Genomic DNA, 17,587 nt, shown 5'->3' with positions numbered 1-17,587 from the left:
ATCTGGAGCGCCTTGTGCGCCCGGTCGAGATCACCACTTTCGCGGGCGATGACGCAAAATCGAGGGATATGCTGGCGCTGATCGCCGATATTCGCGGCCTGTCAGAAAAGATCACTGTTACCGAAGCAAAGATGCGGCGCGGGTGCCGTCTTTTCGCATTGTCGTCGCCCGGCCAGGATATCAGCCTGACCTTGCGGGCCTGCCGATGGGGCATGAGTTCACCTCGCTGTGCTGGGCTTTTGCAGACCGCGGTTATCCGGCAAAGTCGAACAGGCGATCCAGGATCAGATCCGGGCGCTGAAGGCCGGTTCCGGTTTGAACCTATTCTCGCTTTCGTGTTCAGAACTGCCCCGATGTGGTGCAGGCGCTGAACCTGATGGCGGTGCTGAACCCCGGGATCGAGCATGTCGCCATCGACGGCGCGCTCTTCCAGGGCGAGGTGATGCACGGCAGGAATGTCGGTGCCCACGATCTTTCTTAATGGCGAATTGTTCGGGCGGCGGGCCGGATGGATGCCGAACAGATCCTGGCAAAGATTGATACGGTGCTGCGAGCCGCGCGGCAGAGAGCATCTCGGCCCAGGCGCCTTATGAGGTGCTGGTGGTCGGCGGCGGCCCGGCAGGTGCGGCGGCGGCGATCTATGCCGCGCGCAAGGGGATCCGCACCGGGTTGTGGCAGAACGCTTTGGCGCCAGGTGCTCGACACGATGTCGATCGAGAACCTGATTTCGGTCCCTCATACCGAAGACCGCAGCTGGCGCGTGCCCTGGAAACCCATGTCCGCGAATATGAGGTCGACATTTTCAACACCCAGGTTGCCACCAGACTGGAAGAGGTCGCGGGCTTCCGTGTCACGCTGGCCTCGGGGCGCTGCGCTGAGCGCGACTTCGGTGATCCTGTCGACGGGGCGCGCTGGCGCAAAATGGGCGTGCCGGGCGAAGAGCAATACCTGGCCCGGGGCGTCACCTTCTGCCCGCATTGTGATGGGCCTTTGTTTAAAGGCAAGCGGGTCGCGGTGATTGGTGGCGGCAATTCCGGCGCCGAGGCGGCGATTGATCTCGCGGGTCTCGTGACCCATGTGACGCTGATCGAATTCGACAAAGCCCTGCGCGCCGACGACGTCTTGCAGCGCAAGCTGCGCAGCCTGAAAAACGTCACCATCCTGACCGAGACCCGCACCACCGAGGTCAAAGGCGATGGCGGCAGGGTCACGGGTCTTACCTGTGAAGACCGCCGCAGCGGCGAGATCCGTGAGATCGCGCTGGAGGGATCTTTGTGCAGATCGGCCTGATGCCGAACACCGACTGGCTGAAATCCACGCTCACGCTCAGCCCACGCGGCGAGATTGTGGTCGATGCCCATGGCGCGACCTCGCTGCCCGGGGTCTTTGCCGCCGGCGACTGCACCACCGCGCCCTATAAGCAGATCGTTATCGCCATGGGCGAAGGCGCAAGGGCAGGGCTCGCGCCTTTGACCACCTGATCCGTCTGCCGGTTGACGAAAAGGCGGCCTGAACGGAGCGAATGGGATGAAGCTGCGCGATCTGGAATACCTGGTGGCCCTTGCGGATCACCGCAATTTCCATCGCGCCGGCCGAGATCTGCCATGTCAGCCAGCCGACCCTTTCGGGCCAGATCCGCAAGCTCGAGGAAATGCTGGGATTTGATCTTTTTGAACGCGCTCCGCGCAATCTGCTGATCACCGATGCGGGCGAGAAGTGCTTGCCCATGCCCGCCGCGCCCTGGCAGAAATCGGCCATATCCGGGATATTTCGGCCAGCCGCGCCAAAGGCGGGGCACAGCGGCTGCGGCTTGGCGTCTTTCCGACGCTTGGCCCCTATTTTCTGCCCTGTCTGGTTCCGGCTTTCGTCGCCCGTTTTCCCAGGACAGAGCTGATCTTGCAGGAAGCCAAAAGCAGCCAGCTGATCCGGCAGCTGGTGGACGGCCAGCTTGACGCCGCTTTGCTGGCGCTGCCGGTGACCGAGCCCGGCCTCACCGGCCTGTCCCTGTTTTCAGAACCCTTCCGCCTTGCAGTGCCGGCGGCGCATCCTTTGGCCGGGCGCAGACGGATCTCGGCAGCGGAGATGTCGGGGCAGCGGCTCATGCTGCTTGAAAGTGGCCATTGTCTGCGCGATCAGGCGCTTGATCTGTGCCGCATCTCGGGCGCGGAAGAGGTCGACGATTTTCGCGGCACCAGCCTCGAGACACTGCGCCAGATGGTGATCGCCGGTATGGGGATGACCCTTTTGCCCAGGCTTGCCTGCACCAGCACCGATGGGCTCAGCTGTATCGCCATTGCCGATCCCGGATTTGTACGGCGGATCGGATTGTTCTGGCGCAAAAGCAACAGCCGCATCGAGGTGATGAATTCGCTTGGCGGCCTGATCGCTGATGCGGCGCGGGGGCAGGGGCTGCGTCTCGACGAAACAGCCTGAGCGCAATTGCCGCTCAGACGCTCGTGCTGCAATATGATCGCGTGGTGGAACAGGGGGCCGGACAAGTTCCGGAGAGATTTCCATGTCGATCAGGATCATAACCTATGATGCAACCCGGCACCTGGTGGCCTGGGATGGGGTGGTCGAGGCGCTCCGCCAGGGGCATCTGCGCGCCCCCGCGGATGTGCAGGATCTGATGCTTGGGGGCGATGGCAAAGCGCTTTTGAACCGCGCCGCGCGGATCCGGGGTCTGGGCTCTGCGGTCAAGGCCGAGACGGTTTTCGAGGCAAACGCTGCCGCTGGTCTGCCGACGGTCCAGGGCATGGTTTTACTCTATGATGACAGCACTGGCGGCATTCGCGCGGTCATCGAAAGCCGGTTGGTCACCCGCTTCAAGACGGTCGCGGATTCACTTCTGGGGGCGCAGATGCTGGCGCGGGAGGACAGTCGGCATCTGGTGATCCTCGGCGCGGGTGAGGTTGCGGAAAGCCTCGCGCAGGGCTATGCCGCGACTTTTCCCGGGCTGACGCGGATCTCGATCTGGGCACGGCGGCATGATCAGGCACAGGCCCTGGCAGCGCGGTTGCGCGACAGCCCTGTGCCCCCGCGCGCGGTCAGCGACCTGGCCGCGGCCCTGAGCGAGGCCGACATCGTCGCCAGCGCCACCCTGGCCCGCGCGCCCATCCTGCCGGGTCACCTGGTCCGGCCCGGAACCCATATCGACCTGATCGGCGCTTTCACCCCGGAAATGCGCGAGGCCGATGATGCGCTGATCGCGAAATCCCGCATTTATGTCGATAATTTCACCACCACCATTGAACGGATCGGCGAGCTGACAGACCCGATCCGCAATGGCGTGATCGCGCGTGCGGATGTGCTTGGAGACCTGTATTCCATGGTGCCCGCCGGACCACGCCATCGCGGCTCAGACACCGAAATCACGCTGTTCAAAAATGGCGGCGGCGCGCATCTTGACCTGATGGTCGCGGATTACATCGCCCGGATCACGGGGTAAGGCAGCATCCTGCGCAACCCGCCCGGAGGGCAAACCTCAGGGGTCACGGCGAGCACAGATTGTCTCTTTGATAAACTCTGTCTTGCACGGTGATTGTGTTGCTGGAGCTGGCCTCGGTGTTTCTCACCGGCAAGATGGCGGGTGACAGGGCATTCCGCGCCGATGATCACTGCGCCTTTAACCGCAATGGCGAGGTTTTCAACAAGGGCGCGATCTTTGCCGGTGTGGCCTATGACCTTGCGCTTGAGGATCCGCCGTCTGGTGCCGGATCACGTGTCGATGGCACAAAACGATCTGTGCCGGATCCTGACCGAACAGGTCGTCCGCGCAGTAATCCCGGGGGCGAAAACACGCATCAGGTGCTCTTGAACAGTGCCGCCAGTGATTTGCCTGCCCTGCCAGCCGAGGCGATGGAGGCGCTGAGGGCGATCTGTCGGGCGCGGATCGCCCCCCTTGTCCATCAAGACCGGTAAGCCCCGGGCAGCAGATTTGCGGTTTCCCCGACCTTCAGTGAGATCACCGCCCGGGGCTGCGCGCGCCTGCCATATGCTCTGTGTCGGACTGGACGGCAGAATGCGGGTCAGATCTATGCGCTGCCCTTTCGTCGGCTGCCCGCCGCAATACGCCTGGCATCCGCCCGGTGTCAGCATCAGCAGCAGCGTGACAACAGGCCGGATCGCGACCCTCTCATGCGAGCGGGGCGTCACGGCGCCGGAATTAATGTGGGCGCGGCCGGTGCCGTTCGAGGCGGCGCGATCTGAATCAGGTTTCTGACCATTGCAGGCAAAGCGCGCCCGATGATTTCACGGCGTGCCCCGCTGCTTTGCAACCTGCCGGATGTGCGGATCTCGCGGCGCGAGATCATTTGAGGTCCGTGCCGCAGTTTCCTCGGCTTTGTGGCCAAAGATCTGGCGTCATCACGTTTTCAGGGAAAGGAGGGGGAATCGCCTGGCACCCTTGCCCCTGTCCGCGCGGTCTCAGCCGGACCTGCCGCTGCCGGCGCAGTGTGGTTCGGTTAGTTCTTCCATGCCGCTGGCCAGAAACCGGGGCACGGTCTCAAAGGTCATGCCGCCGCTTCGGTCAGGCGCTGGCAGGGACGGGGGCCGAATCACAGATATGAAGATGTGTCCGCCATCCGGCGCATTTTTCATACAGCGCGTCAGGCAGGGCCCGGTCGGTGAACAGCGTGTCGATTTCCGCCAGACAGGCAATCCGCGCTGGCGCGGATCGGCCCAGTTTGCTGTGATCTGTGACCAGAAACGCCTGTCGGGCCTGGCGCAGGATTGCCCGGCTGACCCGCACCTCGGCCAGGTCATAATCCAGCAGGTCGCCGTCCAGATCCAGCGCCGATGTACCGATAACCGCGTAATCCACCTTGAACTGTTCGATGAACTGGGTGGCAAGTTCGCCCACCAGGCCGCCATCCGAACGGCGAAGTGCGCCCCCCGCCACCATGATCTCGCAGCCCGGATTCTCCGCGAGAATATTGGCAACATTCATATTGTTGGTGATGACCGTGATATTCGAATGGTGGATCAGCGCGCGCGCCACGGCTTCGGTTGTCGTGCCAAGGTTGAGGATCAGGCTGGAATTGTCGGGGATCGCGGCGGCGCAGGCGGTGGCGATCGCGGCCTTGGCCTCGGAATGCAGACGGCGGCGCGCCTCATAGCCCAGATTGACCATGCCCATACGGGGCACCGCCCCGCCATGGACACGGTCAAGCAGCCCCGCCTCGGCCAGTTCCGTCAGATCGCGGCGGATGGTCTGCAGGGTCACGTCGAAACGATGCGCAAGATCCTCAACCACGACCCGGCCCTCGGTCCGGGCAAGTTCTACGATCTGATTTTGCCGGATGCTCAGCACCAAGGAGTCGCGCCTTCTGCAGGGGTTCGTTTCATGCGCGGTTTTGCCCGCCGTTTTGCCGTTGTGATGCGGAAGAATACGGAAGGCAAGCCCGCGCGCAAGTCTGCGAGGCGGTGAAAAACCGAAAATTTAGAAGGAATATTTGCGCTGCAATGCGGCAATTAATGTTCCTTAATGATCAAATCGCGCAAAAACGAAAATGCAGGCTTGACCGATGAGATCTGGCTGCTACTCGTTGATGGGTCCGCAATGCGAGCTGAGGGAGGGAACATGTCGACACCGACCGCAGAGATGACCGACCTCTTCGTCATCGGTGGCGGCGTGAATGGCTGCGGCATTGCCCGCGATGCGGCGGGGCGTGGGCTGACGGTCACGCTGGCCGAACAGGGCGACCTGGCGCAGGGCACCTCATCGGCCTCGACCAAGATGTTCCATGGCGGGCTGCGTTACCTGGAGTATTTCGAATTCCATCTGGTGCGCGAAGCCTTGCAGGAGCGTGAAACCCTGCTGGTCGCCATGCCTCATATCAGCTGGCCGATGCGGTTCGTGTTGCCCTACAGCCCCGGGATGCGGTTCGAAAGTGACACGCCGACCTCGCGGCTTTTGGGGTTCGTGATGCCCTGGATGAAGGGTCGTCGCCCCGCATGGCTGATCCGGCTGGGGCTGTTTCTTTACGACACGCTGGGCGGGCGAAAGATCCTGCCGGGCACGCGACGGCTGGATCTGAAGACGGATCCGGCGGGGCGCTGGCTGCAGCCGGGCTTTGGCCGCGCCTGGGAATATTCCGATTGCTGGGTGCAGGATTCGCGTCTTGTGGTGTTGAATGCCCGCGATGCCGGGGCGCGGGGGGCGCGCATCCTGACGCGCACGAAAGTCATATCGGCGCGCCGGGCAGCCGCCCATTGGGAGATCACCACCGAAGGCCCGCGCGGGCGTGAAACCCATCTGGCGCGGGCTCTGGTCAATGCCGGTGGCCCCTGGGTGGGCGAGGTGATCCGCGACGTGGCCCATATCACTTCGACCGAGGGCGTGCGGCTGGTGCGCGGCAGCCATATCGTGACGCGCAGGCTTTATGACCATGACCGCGCCTATTTCTTCCAGGGCACAGACGGGCGGATCATCTTCGCCATTCCCTATGAGGATGACTTCACCCTGATCGGCACCACCGACAAGGATCATCAGGGCAGTCCTGCAGATGTGCGCTGCACCGATGAGGAACGCGATTATCTTTGCGCCTTTGCCAGCCGCTATTTCGCAAAGCCGGTCACGCCGGATGATGTGGTCTGGAGCTATTCCGGGGTGCGCCCGCTTTACAATGACGGCGCGAAATCGGCGACGGCGGCGACAAGGGAATATGTGCTGAGCCTGGATACGGGGGCGGATCACAGGGCGCCGCCGCTTCTGAATGTGTTCGGCGGCAAGATCACCACCTATCGCCGCCTGGCGGAAAATGCGCTGGCAAAGCTCGCGCCGTTTTTCCCGCAGGCCGGGGCGGCCTGGACGGCGCGGGTTGCGCTCCCTGGCGGCAATTTCCCGCATGACGGGGTGGCAGATCAGGTGGCGCGGCTGAAAGCGGGCTTTCCGTTCCTGACCCACGCCCATGCCGCCCGCCTGATCCGCACTTATGGCACCGAGGCGTCTGAGATGCTGGCGGGCGCGACCCGGCCCGAGGATCTGGGCCCGGATTTTGGCGCGACGCTGAGCGGGGCCGAGGTCAACTGGCTGATCACGCGCGAATATGCCCGCGAGGCGGCGGACATCCTTTGGCGGCGCACGCGGCTTGGGCTGCATATGACCAAAGACCAGATCATGGCGCTGGAGGCCTTTATGGCCAAAGCGGCACAGAACCGGGAGACACCGGCGGCCTGAGAGCGAGAAATCGGCGTGCCCGGGCATTGGAGGATGCGAAGGCTGCGCCTGAGGGGAGGATGGATGACGCTGGAACTGCAAAACGTGTCGCGGCAGGTGGACGGGCGGGTGCATATCCACCCCACCAGCCTGACATTGCAGAAGGGCACGATGAATGTGCTTCTCGGGCCGACGCTCTCGGGCAAGACCAGCCTGATGCGGCTGATGGCCGGGCTGGACCGGCCCGATGGCGGGGCGATCCTCTGGCAGGGCCAGGATGTGACAGGTCAGCGTGTCCAGGATCGCGGCGTCGCGATGGTCTATCAGCAATTCATCAATTATCCCGGTCTGACGGTTTACGAGAATATCGCCTCACCTTTGCGTATCCTTGGCCGCCCAAAGGCCGAGATCGACGCACGGGTGCAGGAAACCGCCGCCATGCTGCGGCTGACGCCGATGCTCACGCGCAAACCGCTGGAGCTGTCGGGCGGCCAGCAGCAGCGCTGCGCGCTGGCGCGGGCTCTGGTCAAGGATGCGGGGCTCGTGTTGCTCGATGAACCGCTGGCCAATCTTGACTACAAGCTGCGCGAGGAATTGCGCGTCGAGATCCCGCGTATCTTCGAGGCTTCGGGCGCGATCTTCGTCTATGCGACCACCGAACCCGAAGAGGCGCTTTTGCTGGGCGGCAATACCGCCACGCTCTGGGAGGGCCGCGTGACGCAGTTTGGCCCGACGCCCGAGGTCTATCGCCAGCCGGTCGATGCCACCACCGCCCGCGTCTTCAGCGATCCGCCGATGAATTTCCTGGCCGTGGTGAAGGAAGGCCAGCAGCTGAAATTCGGCAGCACCGCCAGCGGCCCCGCAGATGGCGCTTTCGCCGCGCTGCCTGACGGGCGCTACAGGGCAGGGTTCCGGGCCAATCACCTGTTCCTGAACCGGCCTTCCGCAAGCGCCATGCCCTTTCGGGCAAAGCTCTCGGTCACTGAGATCACCGGCTCGGAAACCTTCCTCCATCTCGGCCATGAAGGCGAACGCTGGGTCGGTCTGGTCGAGGGGGTACATGCCCTGACACCGGGCGCCGAGGTCGAGGTCTGGCTCGACCCGGCGCATGTCTATCTCTTTGATGCGGAAGGGCGGCTGGCAGCGCCTGCGCCCTATGCGAGGGCCGCCTGACCATGGCACAGATCACGCTGAAAAACCTCGCCCACAGCTACCTGCCCAATCCCAGCAGCGAGAAAGATTACGCGCTGAAGGAGATGGATCATGTCTGGCAGGACGGGGGCGCCTATGCGCTGCTCGGGTCCTCGGGCTGCGGCAAGACCACACTTCTGAACATCATTTCGGGCCTTCTGCGCCCCAGTCATGGCCGGGTGCTGTTTGGAGACCTCGATGTGACCGACGCCGCCACGGCGGAGCGCAATATCGCCCAGGTATTCCAGTTCCCGGTTGTCTATGACACGATGTCGGTGCGCGACAACCTTGCGTTCCCCCTGCGCAATCGCGGAATGGATCCGGCCTATATCAAGGCCCGCGTCGACCATATCGCGCAGATGATCGGGATGGAGGCAATGCTGTCCAGAAAGGCCCGGGGCCTGACGGCAGATGCGAAACAGAAGATCAGCCTTGGCCGCGGCATGGTGCGCGAAGACGTCAACGCGATCCTGTTTGACGAGCCGCTGACCGTCATTGACCCGCATATGAAATGGGAGCTGCGCACCCAGCTGAAACAGCTGCATCGCGAATTTGGCCATACGATGATCTATGTCACCCATGACCAGACCGAGGCGCTGACCTTCGCCGATAAGGTGGTGATCATGTATGACGGGCGCGTGGTGCAGATGGGCACGCCGGAAGAGCTGTTCGAGACCCCGGCCCATAGCTTTGTCGGCTATTTCATCGGCTCGCCTGGGATGAACTTCCTCGAGGCTCAGGTCGAAGGCGATCGCGCCACGCTCAGCGATGGTACGGTGATCGCGCTTGGCGCTGATTATGCGCCGGTCACAGGCCAGATCGGCATCCGGCCGGAATATGTCAGCCTCAGCGCTGAGGGCCTCGCCCTGACCATCCACCGGATCGAGGATGTCGGCCGGCACCGGCTGGTCCGGGGCGAGGTGCTGGGCAGGCCGCTGAACATGGTGCTGCCCGAAGGTGTCGGGGTTCCCGCAAGCCCCCGCGTCAGCTTTGCTGCGCAAAGGATCAACGTCTACGTGAATGACTGGCGGGTTGCGCCGCGCTCGCCTGCAGAGAGGGCCGCGTGATGGAAAAGACGCAAAACAACCGCGCCTGGTTTCTGGTGATCCCGGTTCTGATCCTCGTCGCCTTTTCGGCGGTGATCCCGCTGATGACGGTGGTGAACTACGCTTTCAACGACACCTTCGGCAGCAATGATTTCTTCTGGGCGGGCCTCGAATGGTTCGATGAGATGATCCATTCCGAGCGCCTGCATGGTGCGCTTGGCCGCCAGGTGATGTTCTCGGCGATCATCCTCGCGATCGAGGTGCCGCTGGGAATTTTCGTCGCGCTGAACATGCCGAAGAAGGGCTTCTGGGCGTCTTTCTGTCTTGTCCTGATGGCGTTGCCCTTGCTGATCCCGTTCAATGTGGTCGGCACCATCTGGCAGATCTTTGGCCGCGTTGACATCGGCCTGCTGGGGCGCGGGCTGGCGGCCCTGGGCATCAATTACAATTACACCAACAACCCGTTCGACGCCTGGGCCACCGTGATCGTGATGGATGTCTGGCACTGGACCTCGCTGGTCGCCCTTTTGTGCTATGCGGGCCTGCAATCCATCCCCGAAGCCTATTACCAGGCCGCCCGCATTGACCAGGCCAGCCGCTGGTCGGTCTTTCGCTATATCGAATTGCCGAAGATGCAGGGCGTGTTGCTGATCGCGGTGCTGCTTCGCTTCATGGACAGTTTCATGATCTATACCGAGCCTTTCGTCGTGACCGGCGGCGGCCCGGGCAATTCAACCACCTTCCTGTCGATTGATCTGGTGAAAATGGCGGTGGGGCAGTTCGATCTTGGCCCGGCTGCGGCCTTCAGCCTGATGTATTTCCTCGTGATCCTGCTGGTTTCATGGGTGTTCTACACCGTGATGACCAATATGGATAAGGAGGCGAAGTGATGCGTGTGAGATCTTCCGCCATCGTGATGACGCTTTACCTCCTGTTCCTGCTGGTGCCGATCTACTGGCTCGTGAATATGAGCTTTAAGACCAATACCGAGATCACCGGCGCTTTTACCCTGTTCCCGCATGAATTCACGCTGCGGAACTACACGGTGATCCTGACCGACCCCTCCTGGTATATGGGCTACGTCAATTCGATCATCTATGTGGTGATGAATACGGTGATTTCGATCACGGTGGCGTTGCCGGCGGCCTATGCTTTCTCGCGCTATAATTTCATGGGCGACAAGCATCTGTTTTTCTGGCTGCTGACCAACCGCATGGCGCCGCCCGCCGTTTTCGCGCTGCCCTTCTTCCAGCTTTATTCAAGCGTGGGGCTTTTCGACACCCATATCGCGGTCGCGCTGGCGCATTGCCTGTTCAACGTGCCGCTGGCGGTCTGGATCCTTGAGGGCTTCATGCGCGGCGTCCCGAAAGAGATCGACGAGACCGCCTATATTGACGGCTATTCCTTCCCGCGCTTCTTCGTGAAGATCTTCATGCCGCTGATAGCCTCCGGCATCGGGGTCGCCGCGTTTTTCTGCTTCATGTTCTCCTGGGTCGAGCTTTTGCTCTCGCGCACCCTGACCGCCGTTAACGCAAAGCCCATCGCCGCGATCATGACGCGGACCGTCTCGGCCTCGGGAATGGACTGGGGCGTGCTGGCGGCGGCGGGCGTGCTGACCATCGTGCCGGGCGCCCTGGTGATTTATTTCGTCCGCAATTATATCGCCAAGGGCTTCGCCCTGGGGAGGGTGTGATGAGCACTGCCGAAACGGGCACCGCGGCCCGCCCCAACTGGACCCTGATCACCCTGACCGCCGCCGTGATCCTTGGTTGCGCATTGGCCTTCCTAATCTGGGCCACGCCGTCGGGAAGTGACGGCAAGGCCTGGACCGACCCGATGATCCCGCGCGGCTGGATGGCCTGGAGCTTTCCTGTCGCCTTCTTCTTCTGGTGCATCGCGACGGTGCTGGTCACCTTTACCATTCTTGCCATCCGGTTTCCCGAAACGCCGCGCAAGGGCATTTTGCGCATCGAGACCACGCGCGGCGACCGTCTTTTCATTACCTTGCTCGGCTCGGCTTTCATCTGCCTCGGCTGGCTGTTTTTCGCAGGGCCCCGGTCTGGGGGGCGCTCATCATCTGTCTTTTTTACGGCGCAGCGGTCTTTCGCTGGGTCTGACCATTCCCGCACCGGGATCACCCGGGCGGGCTCTTTCAACAAAGTTTCTCAGGGAGGAGAACATGAGGTTGAAGCATACCACCACCGCCATGGCGCTTGCGCTGATGGTCTTTGGCGCGCCCGCCTGGGCTGATATGGAGGCGGCGAAAAAGTTCCTCGACGCGGAAATCGGCGATCTCTCCTCGCTGACCCGCGCCGACCAGGAGGCCGAGATGCAATGGTTCATCGACGCCGCAAAACCCCATGCCGGGATGGAGATCAAGGTCGTCTCGGAAACCATCACCACCCATGAATACGAGAGCAAAGTGCTGGCGCCGGCCTTTACCGCGATCACCGGGATCAAGGTCACGCATGACCTGATCGGTGAGGGAGATGTGGTTGAAAAACTGCAGACCCAGATGCAGACCGGCGAGAATATCTATGACGGCTATGTCAACGATTCCGACCTGATCGGCACCCATTGGCGCTATCAGCAGGCGCGCAGCCTGACCGAATGGATGGCGAATGAGGGCAAGGATTACACCAATCCGGGCCTTGATCTGAATGACTTCATCGGGCTGAAATTCACCACCGCGCCGGACGGAGAGCTTTACCAGCTGCCTGATCAGCAATTCGCGAACCTCTACTGGTTCCGCTATGACTGGTTCAATGACGAGAAAACCAAAGCCGATTTCAAAGAGAAATATGGCTATGATCTGGGTGTGCCGCTGAACTGGTCGGCCTATGAGGATATCGCGGAATTCTTCACCGGGCGCGACATGTCCTATATGGGCGGGCCGGCTTCGGGCGTGTTCGGCAATATGGATTACGGCAAGAAAGACCCGAGCCTTGGCTGGCGTTACACCGACGCCTGGTTCTCGATGGCGGGGGGCGGCGATAAAGGCGATCCGAACGGTCTGCCGGTCGATGAATGGGGCATCCGGGTCGACGAAAACTCGCGCCCTGTCGGATCCTGCGTGGCGCGCGGTGGTGCGACCAATGACGCGGCCGCGGTCTATGCTGTCACCAAGGCGATCGAATGGCTGAACAAATTCACGCCACCCGAAGCCCAGGGCATGACCTTCGGCGAGGCAGGCCCGGTTCCCGCGCAGGGCAATATTGCCCAGCAGATGTTCTGGTACACCACCTTTACCGCCGATATGCTGAAGCCCGGCACCGCCGTGATGAACGACGATGGCACGCCGAAATGGCGCATGGCACCCAGCCCGCGCGGGGCCTACTGGACCGAGGGCACCAAGCTTGGCTATCAGGATGTGGGCTCCTGGACCCTGATGAAATCGACCCCGGTCGACCGCGCCCAGGCCGCCTGGCTGTACGCGCAGTTCGTCACCTCGAAGACCGTCGATGTGAAGAAAAGCCATGTCGGCCTGACCTTCATCCGCGAAAGCACCATTCAGGATAAGAGCTTCACCGAGCGTTCTCCGGCGCTTGGTGGTCTGGTCGAGTTCTACCGCTCGCCCGCCCGCGTGCAATGGACGCCCACGGGCACCAACGTGCCGGACTATCCGCGTCTGGCACAGCTCTGGTGGCAGCATATCGGCGATGCCATGTCGGGGGCTAAAACCCCGCAAGAGGCCCTCGACGCGCTTTGCGCCGAGCAGGAAAGCGTGATGGCGCGTCTCGAACGTTCGGGGGTCCAGGGCGATATCGGTCCGAAACTGAACGAGGAATCCGATCCGGCGGAATGGCTTGCGAAAGAAGGCTCGCCGGTGGCAAAACTCGACAATGAAGATCCGACGCCGGAAACCATCAGCTATGACGAGCTGATCAAGTCCTGGCAGTAAGCTGACCGGGATCGGGCGGGCCAAAGGGCTCGCCCGATTTGACTGAGCAATGAAGAGGCCTGCGCGATGACCCATATTCTTGCCATTGATCAGGGCACGACCTCATCGAGAGCGATCCTTTTCGACCAGAACCTGAAGCCCATTGCCCAGGCGCAGGAAGAATTTCCTCAGCATTATCCGCAGCCTGGCTGGGTGGAACATGATCCGGCCGATCTCTGGGCAACCATCGCCGCCGCGATGCGCGCGGTGGTCGAGCGCGCTGGCATTCAGGCCAGCGACATCGCCGCCATCGGCATCACCAATCAGCGCGAGACCACCCTTTTATGGGACCGTGCCACCGGCCAGCCGCTGCATAATGCCATTGTCTGGCAGGACCGCCGCACGGCGCCGATCTGTGACGCGCTGCGCGAGGCAGGGCACGAGGCGATGATCACCGCGAAAACCGGCCTGCTGCTGGATCCCTATTTCTCGGGAACCAAGCTGAAATATCTGCTCGATACGATGCCGGGCGCGCGGGCGCGGGCGGAAAAGGGCGACCTGGCCTTTGGCACCGTCGACAGCTGGCTGATCTGGAACCTCACGGGCGGGCGCGTCCATGCGACCGATGCGACCAATGCCGCCCGCACCATGTTGTTCAATATCGTGGAAAACCGCTGGGATTCCGAGATTCTCGCGCTGCTTGATATTCCGGCCGCGCTTCTGCCCGAGGTAAAGGATTGCGCCGCTGATTTTGGTATGACCCGCTCAGATCTCCTGGGTCGCGAGATCCCCATCCTTGGTGTGGCAGGGGATCAGCAGGCCGCCACTGTCGGTCAGGCCTGTTTCCAGCCCGGCATGATGAAATCGACCTATGGCACCGGCTGTTTCGCGCTTCTCAACACCGGGGCGCAGATGGTCCCGTCAAAGAACCGGCTCCTGACAACCATCGCCTATAGGCTGAAGGGCGAGACCACCTATGCGCTGGAAGGCTCGATTTTCATCGCGGGGGCAGTGGTGCAATGGCTGCGAGATGGGTTGCAGATCATCCGCTCGGCTTCTGAGACGCAGGCCCTTTCTGAGGCGGCTGATCCGGCACAGGAGGTCATCCTGGTACCCGCTTTCACCGGGCTTGGCGCGCCCTACTGGCGGCCCGATTGCCGGGGCGCGATTTACGGGCTGACCCGCAATTCCGGCCCTGCCGAATTCGCCCGCGCGGCACTTCAAAGCGTCGGCTATCAGACGCGCGACCTCCTGGAGGCGATGCGTGCCGACTGGGGAACCGATGCGGAGGGCGTGTTGCGCGTTGATGGCGGCATGTCGGCAAGCGAGGGCGCGATGCAGTTTCTGTCGGATATCCTCGGCGCCCCAGTCGACCGCCCCGAAGTGACAGAGACCACGGCGCTCGGCGCGGCCTATCTTGCCGGTTTCCAGGCCGGGCTATTGCCTGGGCCGGAAGATTTCGCGAAAAGCTGGGCGCTGGAAAAGCGGTTTACCCCCGAATGGAGCCCGGCTTGCGCGATCAGAAATATGCCGCCTGGAAAAAAGCCGTGGCTGCCACAATGGCCGCAGCATGACTGGAAGCTTCAAAGTCGCTTTGCCTGGCCGGATCCTGTTTGGCCGCGGCGAGGCGGCACAGGCACCTGCGCTGATCCGTGCCTTTGGCCGCCGCGTGCTGCTGGTTCATGGCCGGGATCCAGGACGTGCCGCCTGGCTGAGGTCGGCATTGCAGGATTGCGCCTTGCACAGCATCTCTTGCGGCAGCGAGCCGACGCTGCCGATGCTCGAAGCGGCGCTGCGCGATGTTGCGGGATTTGCCCCCGATGTGGTGGTGGGTCTCGGGGGCGGTGCGGTGATCGACATGGCCAAGGCGCTGGCGGCCCTGATCCCGGCGCCCGGCGGCGCGATGGACCATCTTGAGGTCGTGGGCCGCGCCTTGCCGCTCAGCGTGTCCCCGCTGCCCTGTGTCGCGCTGCCGTCTACGTCAGGCACCGGGGCCGAGGCTACGAAAAACGCGGTGATCGGCCTGCCCGAACATGGCCGCAAGGTTTCGCTGCGCGATGACCGGATGCTGCCGCGCCTTGCGCTGGTCGATCCTGCGCTGACCGATCAGTGCCCGCGCAATGTGACTCTGGCCTCGGGCCTTGATGCGCTGGCCCAGGTGATCGAGCCCTATGTCTCGAACCGGGCCACGCCCTTCACCGATGCGCTGACCCTGCCCGCGATCCCAAGGGGGCTTGCTGCTTTGCAAAGCCTGATGCGCGGGGAAAGCACCAATGCGCGCGATGAAATGGCCTGGGTCAGCCTGACCGGCGGCATCGCGCTGGCCAATGGCGGGCTTGGCGCAGTGCATGGCCTGGCAGGCGTGATTGGCGGAGTGACACCGGCGGCACATGGCGCGATTTGTGGCGTCTTGCTTGGCCCGGTGCTTGCGGCAAACCGGGCGCACGCGAGCGGTGAGACCGCCGCGCGACTTGCCACCGTCTGCGATATCCTTGGCAAGGGGCTGGGGGTTTCCGGCGACGAGGCGCCGCGCGCGCTGTCCGCCTGGGCGCGTGAGGCCGGGCTTGCCGGCCTGCGGGACCAGGGTCTCGCGCCGGCGCGTTTTGCCGATGTGGCCAAAGCGTCGATGCAAAGCTCGTCCTTCAGGGGAAATCCGGTCGCACTGACCGCCGCTGATCTTGAAGGGGTCCTGGCAGAGGCCGGGTGAGGGCCCGGGATCAGCCCTTACCGACCGGTTTCGTGAAAAGACGCCATTCGCCCGCCGCGACATCCCAGTCATCCCGGACAACCGGGCGGCTGGCGATCTGGCGGTAACCTCTGGCCGTATAGAGGCGCAGCGCGTCCAGATGCGTGTCGGCGGCGATCAGGCTGATGCTGTCATGACCGGCCGCCGCCGCAATGATCTCGGCCTGTGCCAGCAAAGCGCTGCCAAGACCTTTGCCGCGAAATTCGGGATAGGAGGCGAGCACATTCAGATACCAGGAACCGGGGGCCAGTGCCTCAAGTTCCAGCAGCGGCACAAAGATCGGCGGCATGTCGGGCGCAATCGGGCCGGGGTCGGTCTCGGCCGCATAGCCCAGCAGGCAGGCCGCGACCGCACCGTCAGCCTCGGCCAGCCAGGCGTTGGAGTAAGAGAAATTCCCGGTCGCACGCGCGGCACGTTCTCGCCCGAACGCCCAGGGGTCGCCTTCCGGGCCCACGGATTTGCGCCAGAAATGCAATGGCAGATCATCGGCTGCCATATTGATGAAACGCACCAGATGCGCGGCGTCATCTGCCCTTGCTTTGCGGATTTCCATGGCTCTGTTCCGTTCCTGCCTTTGCGCGGCTCTGATTTGCAGTCTTTGACGATCTGACGCGCGCTTACCAGCCCCATCGGGCGTTTCGCGCCGGATCCGCCGGCCCGGCCTCGCGGCTTGCGCGACGGGCGGCGGCGGCTTACCAAGATTGCTGAGATCTGCAACATCACTCCGAGGACAGACATGAGCATCACGGTATACCGTTTTCCCGCGCCCGGCCCCGAGCCCATCACCACCGATCTGGAGGGCTGGGTCAAAGTCGAAGGCAATCCGACCATGCGCTACTGGATCCAGCATACATCGCTGGACGGCAATGTGATCTCGGGCACCTGGGAGGCGACGACCGGAACCTGGCATGCAAGCTACCAGTTCTATGAATTCGTGCACCTGATCGAGGGTCGTATCACCATCACCCCCGACGGCGGCACCCCCGTCACCGTGGGCCCGGGCGATGCTTTCGCGGTGGAGGCGACGTTCAAAGGCACCTGGACCATTGAAGAGCCGGTCCGCAAACATTTCGCCATCCGCCTGAAGTAAGATCCGTCTTTGCCGGAGCGGGCAGTCGCGCCTCTCCGGCAAAATACGACCCGGCGACTGGACTTCGCGGGTGATTGCTCTATCTCTGCCCCTGCCTTTTTCCGGGACGGGGACATAATGCAGAAGATCACCCTGCCAGAGCGGCCAGACTGGCGCGCCAAAGCCGCAGAGCTCGGCTTTACCTTTGCCGATATGCATGGCGAGCCCTATTGGGATGAAACCTCGGCCTATGCTTTCACGTTGGGCCAGATCGAAGAGGATCTGGAAGACCCTGCGACCGCACTTCATGCCATGTGCCGCGAGGCCGCAGGCCAGATCATCGCCAGCGAAGAGCTGATGGAGCGCCTGGCGATCCCGCGCGCGCATTGGGATCTGGTCGCTGACAGCTGGCGCCGAAATGAGCCCGAAATCTATGGCCGGTTCGATCTGGTCTATGATGGCACCGGTCCGGCGAAACTGCTGGAATATAACGCGG

General features: G+C 62.8%; 18 protein-coding genes and 2 pseudogenes (1 of these 20 running past the window's edge). 18 read left to right on the top strand and 2 right to left on the bottom strand.

Annotation, left to right across the window (positions count from 1 at the left end; all coding sequences use genetic code 11):
- The 7 genes from QNO18_RS23040 to QNO18_RS23010 all read left to right on the top strand — a co-directional run.
- On the top strand, positions 1-371 hold a 371-nt coding region (locus QNO18_RS23040; RefSeq protein WP_283179802.1), incomplete at its 5' end, for a hypothetical protein.
- Entirely contained in the window at positions 359-481 is a 123-nt protein-coding gene (locus tag QNO18_RS23035) for a hypothetical protein (RefSeq protein WP_283179801.1), read from the top strand. The genes QNO18_RS23040 and QNO18_RS23035, both read left to right, overlap by 13 nt.
- 113 nt (positions 482-594) lie before the next feature.
- Positions 595-1,290: an FAD-dependent oxidoreductase gene (locus QNO18_RS23030; protein ID WP_283179800.1), complete on the top strand. Its 696-nt coding sequence runs from the start codon at positions 595-597 to the stop codon at positions 1,288-1,290.
- Positions 1,275-1,481, top strand: coding sequence for an FAD-dependent oxidoreductase (locus QNO18_RS23025; protein ID WP_283179799.1), 207 nt, complete (start codon positions 1,275-1,277; stop codon positions 1,479-1,481). The genes QNO18_RS23030 and QNO18_RS23025 overlap by 16 nt, the downstream gene beginning before the upstream one ends.
- 235 nt (positions 1,482-1,716) lie before the next feature.
- Positions 1,717-2,433: a LysR substrate-binding domain-containing protein gene (locus QNO18_RS23020; RefSeq protein WP_283179798.1), complete on the top strand. Its 717-nt coding sequence runs from the start codon at positions 1,717-1,719 to the stop codon at positions 2,431-2,433.
- An 82-nt stretch (positions 2,434-2,515) separates the two neighbouring features.
- Positions 2,516-3,448: an ornithine cyclodeaminase gene (locus tag QNO18_RS23015; protein WP_283179797.1), complete on the top strand. Its 933-nt coding sequence runs from the start codon at positions 2,516-2,518 to the stop codon at positions 3,446-3,448.
- Positions 3,449-3,546: 98 nt separating this feature from the next.
- Positions 3,547-3,921 carry a hypothetical protein gene (locus QNO18_RS23010; RefSeq protein ID WP_283179796.1) on the top strand — a complete coding sequence of 125 codons (375 nt, stop codon included), beginning with the start codon at positions 3,547-3,549 and terminating at the stop codon, positions 3,919-3,921.
- A 607-nt stretch (positions 3,922-4,528) separates the two neighbouring features.
- Here QNO18_RS23010 and QNO18_RS23005 read toward each other — a convergent pair.
- A complete protein-coding gene (locus tag QNO18_RS23005; protein ID WP_283179795.1) occupies positions 4,529-5,314 on the bottom strand; it encodes a DeoR/GlpR family DNA-binding transcription regulator in 786 nt (261 codons plus the stop codon).
- A 267-nt stretch (positions 5,315-5,581) separates the two neighbouring features.
- Here QNO18_RS23005 and glpD point away from each other — a divergent pair, with 267 nt between their 5' ends.
- From glpD to QNO18_RS22960, 9 genes and pseudogenes are all read left to right on the top strand, one after another.
- A complete protein-coding gene (gene glpD / locus QNO18_RS23000) occupies positions 5,582-7,180 on the top strand; it encodes a glycerol-3-phosphate dehydrogenase (protein WP_283179794.1) in 1,599 nt (532 codons plus the stop codon).
- Between the two features lie 63 nt (positions 7,181-7,243).
- Positions 7,244-8,332, top strand: coding sequence for an ABC transporter ATP-binding protein (locus QNO18_RS22995; protein ID WP_283179793.1), 1,089 nt, complete (start codon positions 7,244-7,246; stop codon positions 8,330-8,332).
- Between the two features lie 2 nt (positions 8,333-8,334).
- Entirely contained in the window at positions 8,335-9,417 is a 1,083-nt protein-coding gene (locus QNO18_RS22990) for an ABC transporter ATP-binding protein (protein ID WP_283179792.1), read from the top strand.
- Positions 9,417-10,286, top strand: coding sequence for a sugar ABC transporter permease (locus tag QNO18_RS22985; protein ID WP_283179791.1), 870 nt, complete (start codon positions 9,417-9,419; stop codon positions 10,284-10,286). The genes QNO18_RS22990 and QNO18_RS22985 overlap by 1 nt, the downstream gene beginning before the upstream one ends.
- The gene (locus tag QNO18_RS22980; protein ID WP_198839168.1) at positions 10,286-11,089 is read left to right on the top strand and encodes a carbohydrate ABC transporter permease; all 804 of its coding nucleotides are present in this window, start codon (positions 10,286-10,288) and stop codon (positions 11,087-11,089) included. Before QNO18_RS22985 ends, QNO18_RS22980 begins: the two co-directional genes overlap by 1 nt.
- A gap of 143 nt (positions 11,090-11,232) precedes the next feature.
- A pseudogene (locus QNO18_RS22975) lies at positions 11,233-11,513 on the top strand (DUF2160 domain-containing protein).
- A gap of 62 nt (positions 11,514-11,575) precedes the next feature.
- Positions 11,576-13,297, top strand: a complete 1,722-nt coding sequence (locus tag QNO18_RS22970; RefSeq protein ID WP_283179790.1) for an ABC transporter substrate-binding protein — start codon at positions 11,576-11,578, stop codon at positions 13,295-13,297.
- A gap of 66 nt (positions 13,298-13,363) precedes the next feature.
- Positions 13,364-14,850, top strand: a pseudogene (glpK, locus tag QNO18_RS22965) (glycerol kinase GlpK).
- Positions 14,847-15,983: an iron-containing alcohol dehydrogenase gene (locus QNO18_RS22960; RefSeq protein ID WP_283179789.1), complete on the top strand. Its 1,137-nt coding sequence runs from the start codon at positions 14,847-14,849 to the stop codon at positions 15,981-15,983. The pseudogene glpK and the gene QNO18_RS22960 overlap by 4 nt, the downstream one beginning before the upstream one ends.
- Before the next feature lie 10 nt (positions 15,984-15,993).
- Here the strand turns inward: QNO18_RS22960 and QNO18_RS22955 are convergent, their stop codons facing one another.
- On the bottom strand, positions 15,994-16,575 hold the full coding sequence (locus QNO18_RS22955; RefSeq protein ID WP_283179788.1) for a GNAT family N-acetyltransferase: 582 nt from the start codon (positions 16,573-16,575) through the stop codon (positions 15,994-15,996).
- Between the two features lie 183 nt (positions 16,576-16,758).
- Here QNO18_RS22955 and QNO18_RS22950 point away from each other — a divergent pair, with 183 nt between their 5' ends.
- Together QNO18_RS22950 and QNO18_RS22945 are read left to right on the top strand one after the other, a co-directional pair.
- Positions 16,759-17,112, top strand: a complete 354-nt coding sequence (locus tag QNO18_RS22950; protein ID WP_283179787.1) for a cupin domain-containing protein — start codon at positions 16,759-16,761, stop codon at positions 17,110-17,112.
- A 117-nt stretch (positions 17,113-17,229) separates the two neighbouring features.
- On the top strand, positions 17,230-17,587 hold the 5' portion of the coding sequence (locus QNO18_RS22945) for a glutathionylspermidine synthase family protein (RefSeq protein WP_283179786.1). 887 nt of this gene lie beyond the right edge of the window; 358 of the gene's 1,245 nt are visible here — the first part of the coding sequence; its start codon is at positions 17,230-17,232; its stop codon lies off the right edge, out of view.

The organism is Gemmobacter sp. 24YEA27, from assembly GCF_030052995.1.
Classification (GTDB): domain Bacteria; phylum Pseudomonadota; class Alphaproteobacteria; order Rhodobacterales; family Rhodobacteraceae; genus Pseudogemmobacter.
The sequence above is the reverse complement of the archived record's forward strand: the minus strand, read 5'-3'. Positions and strand labels throughout refer to the sequence as shown.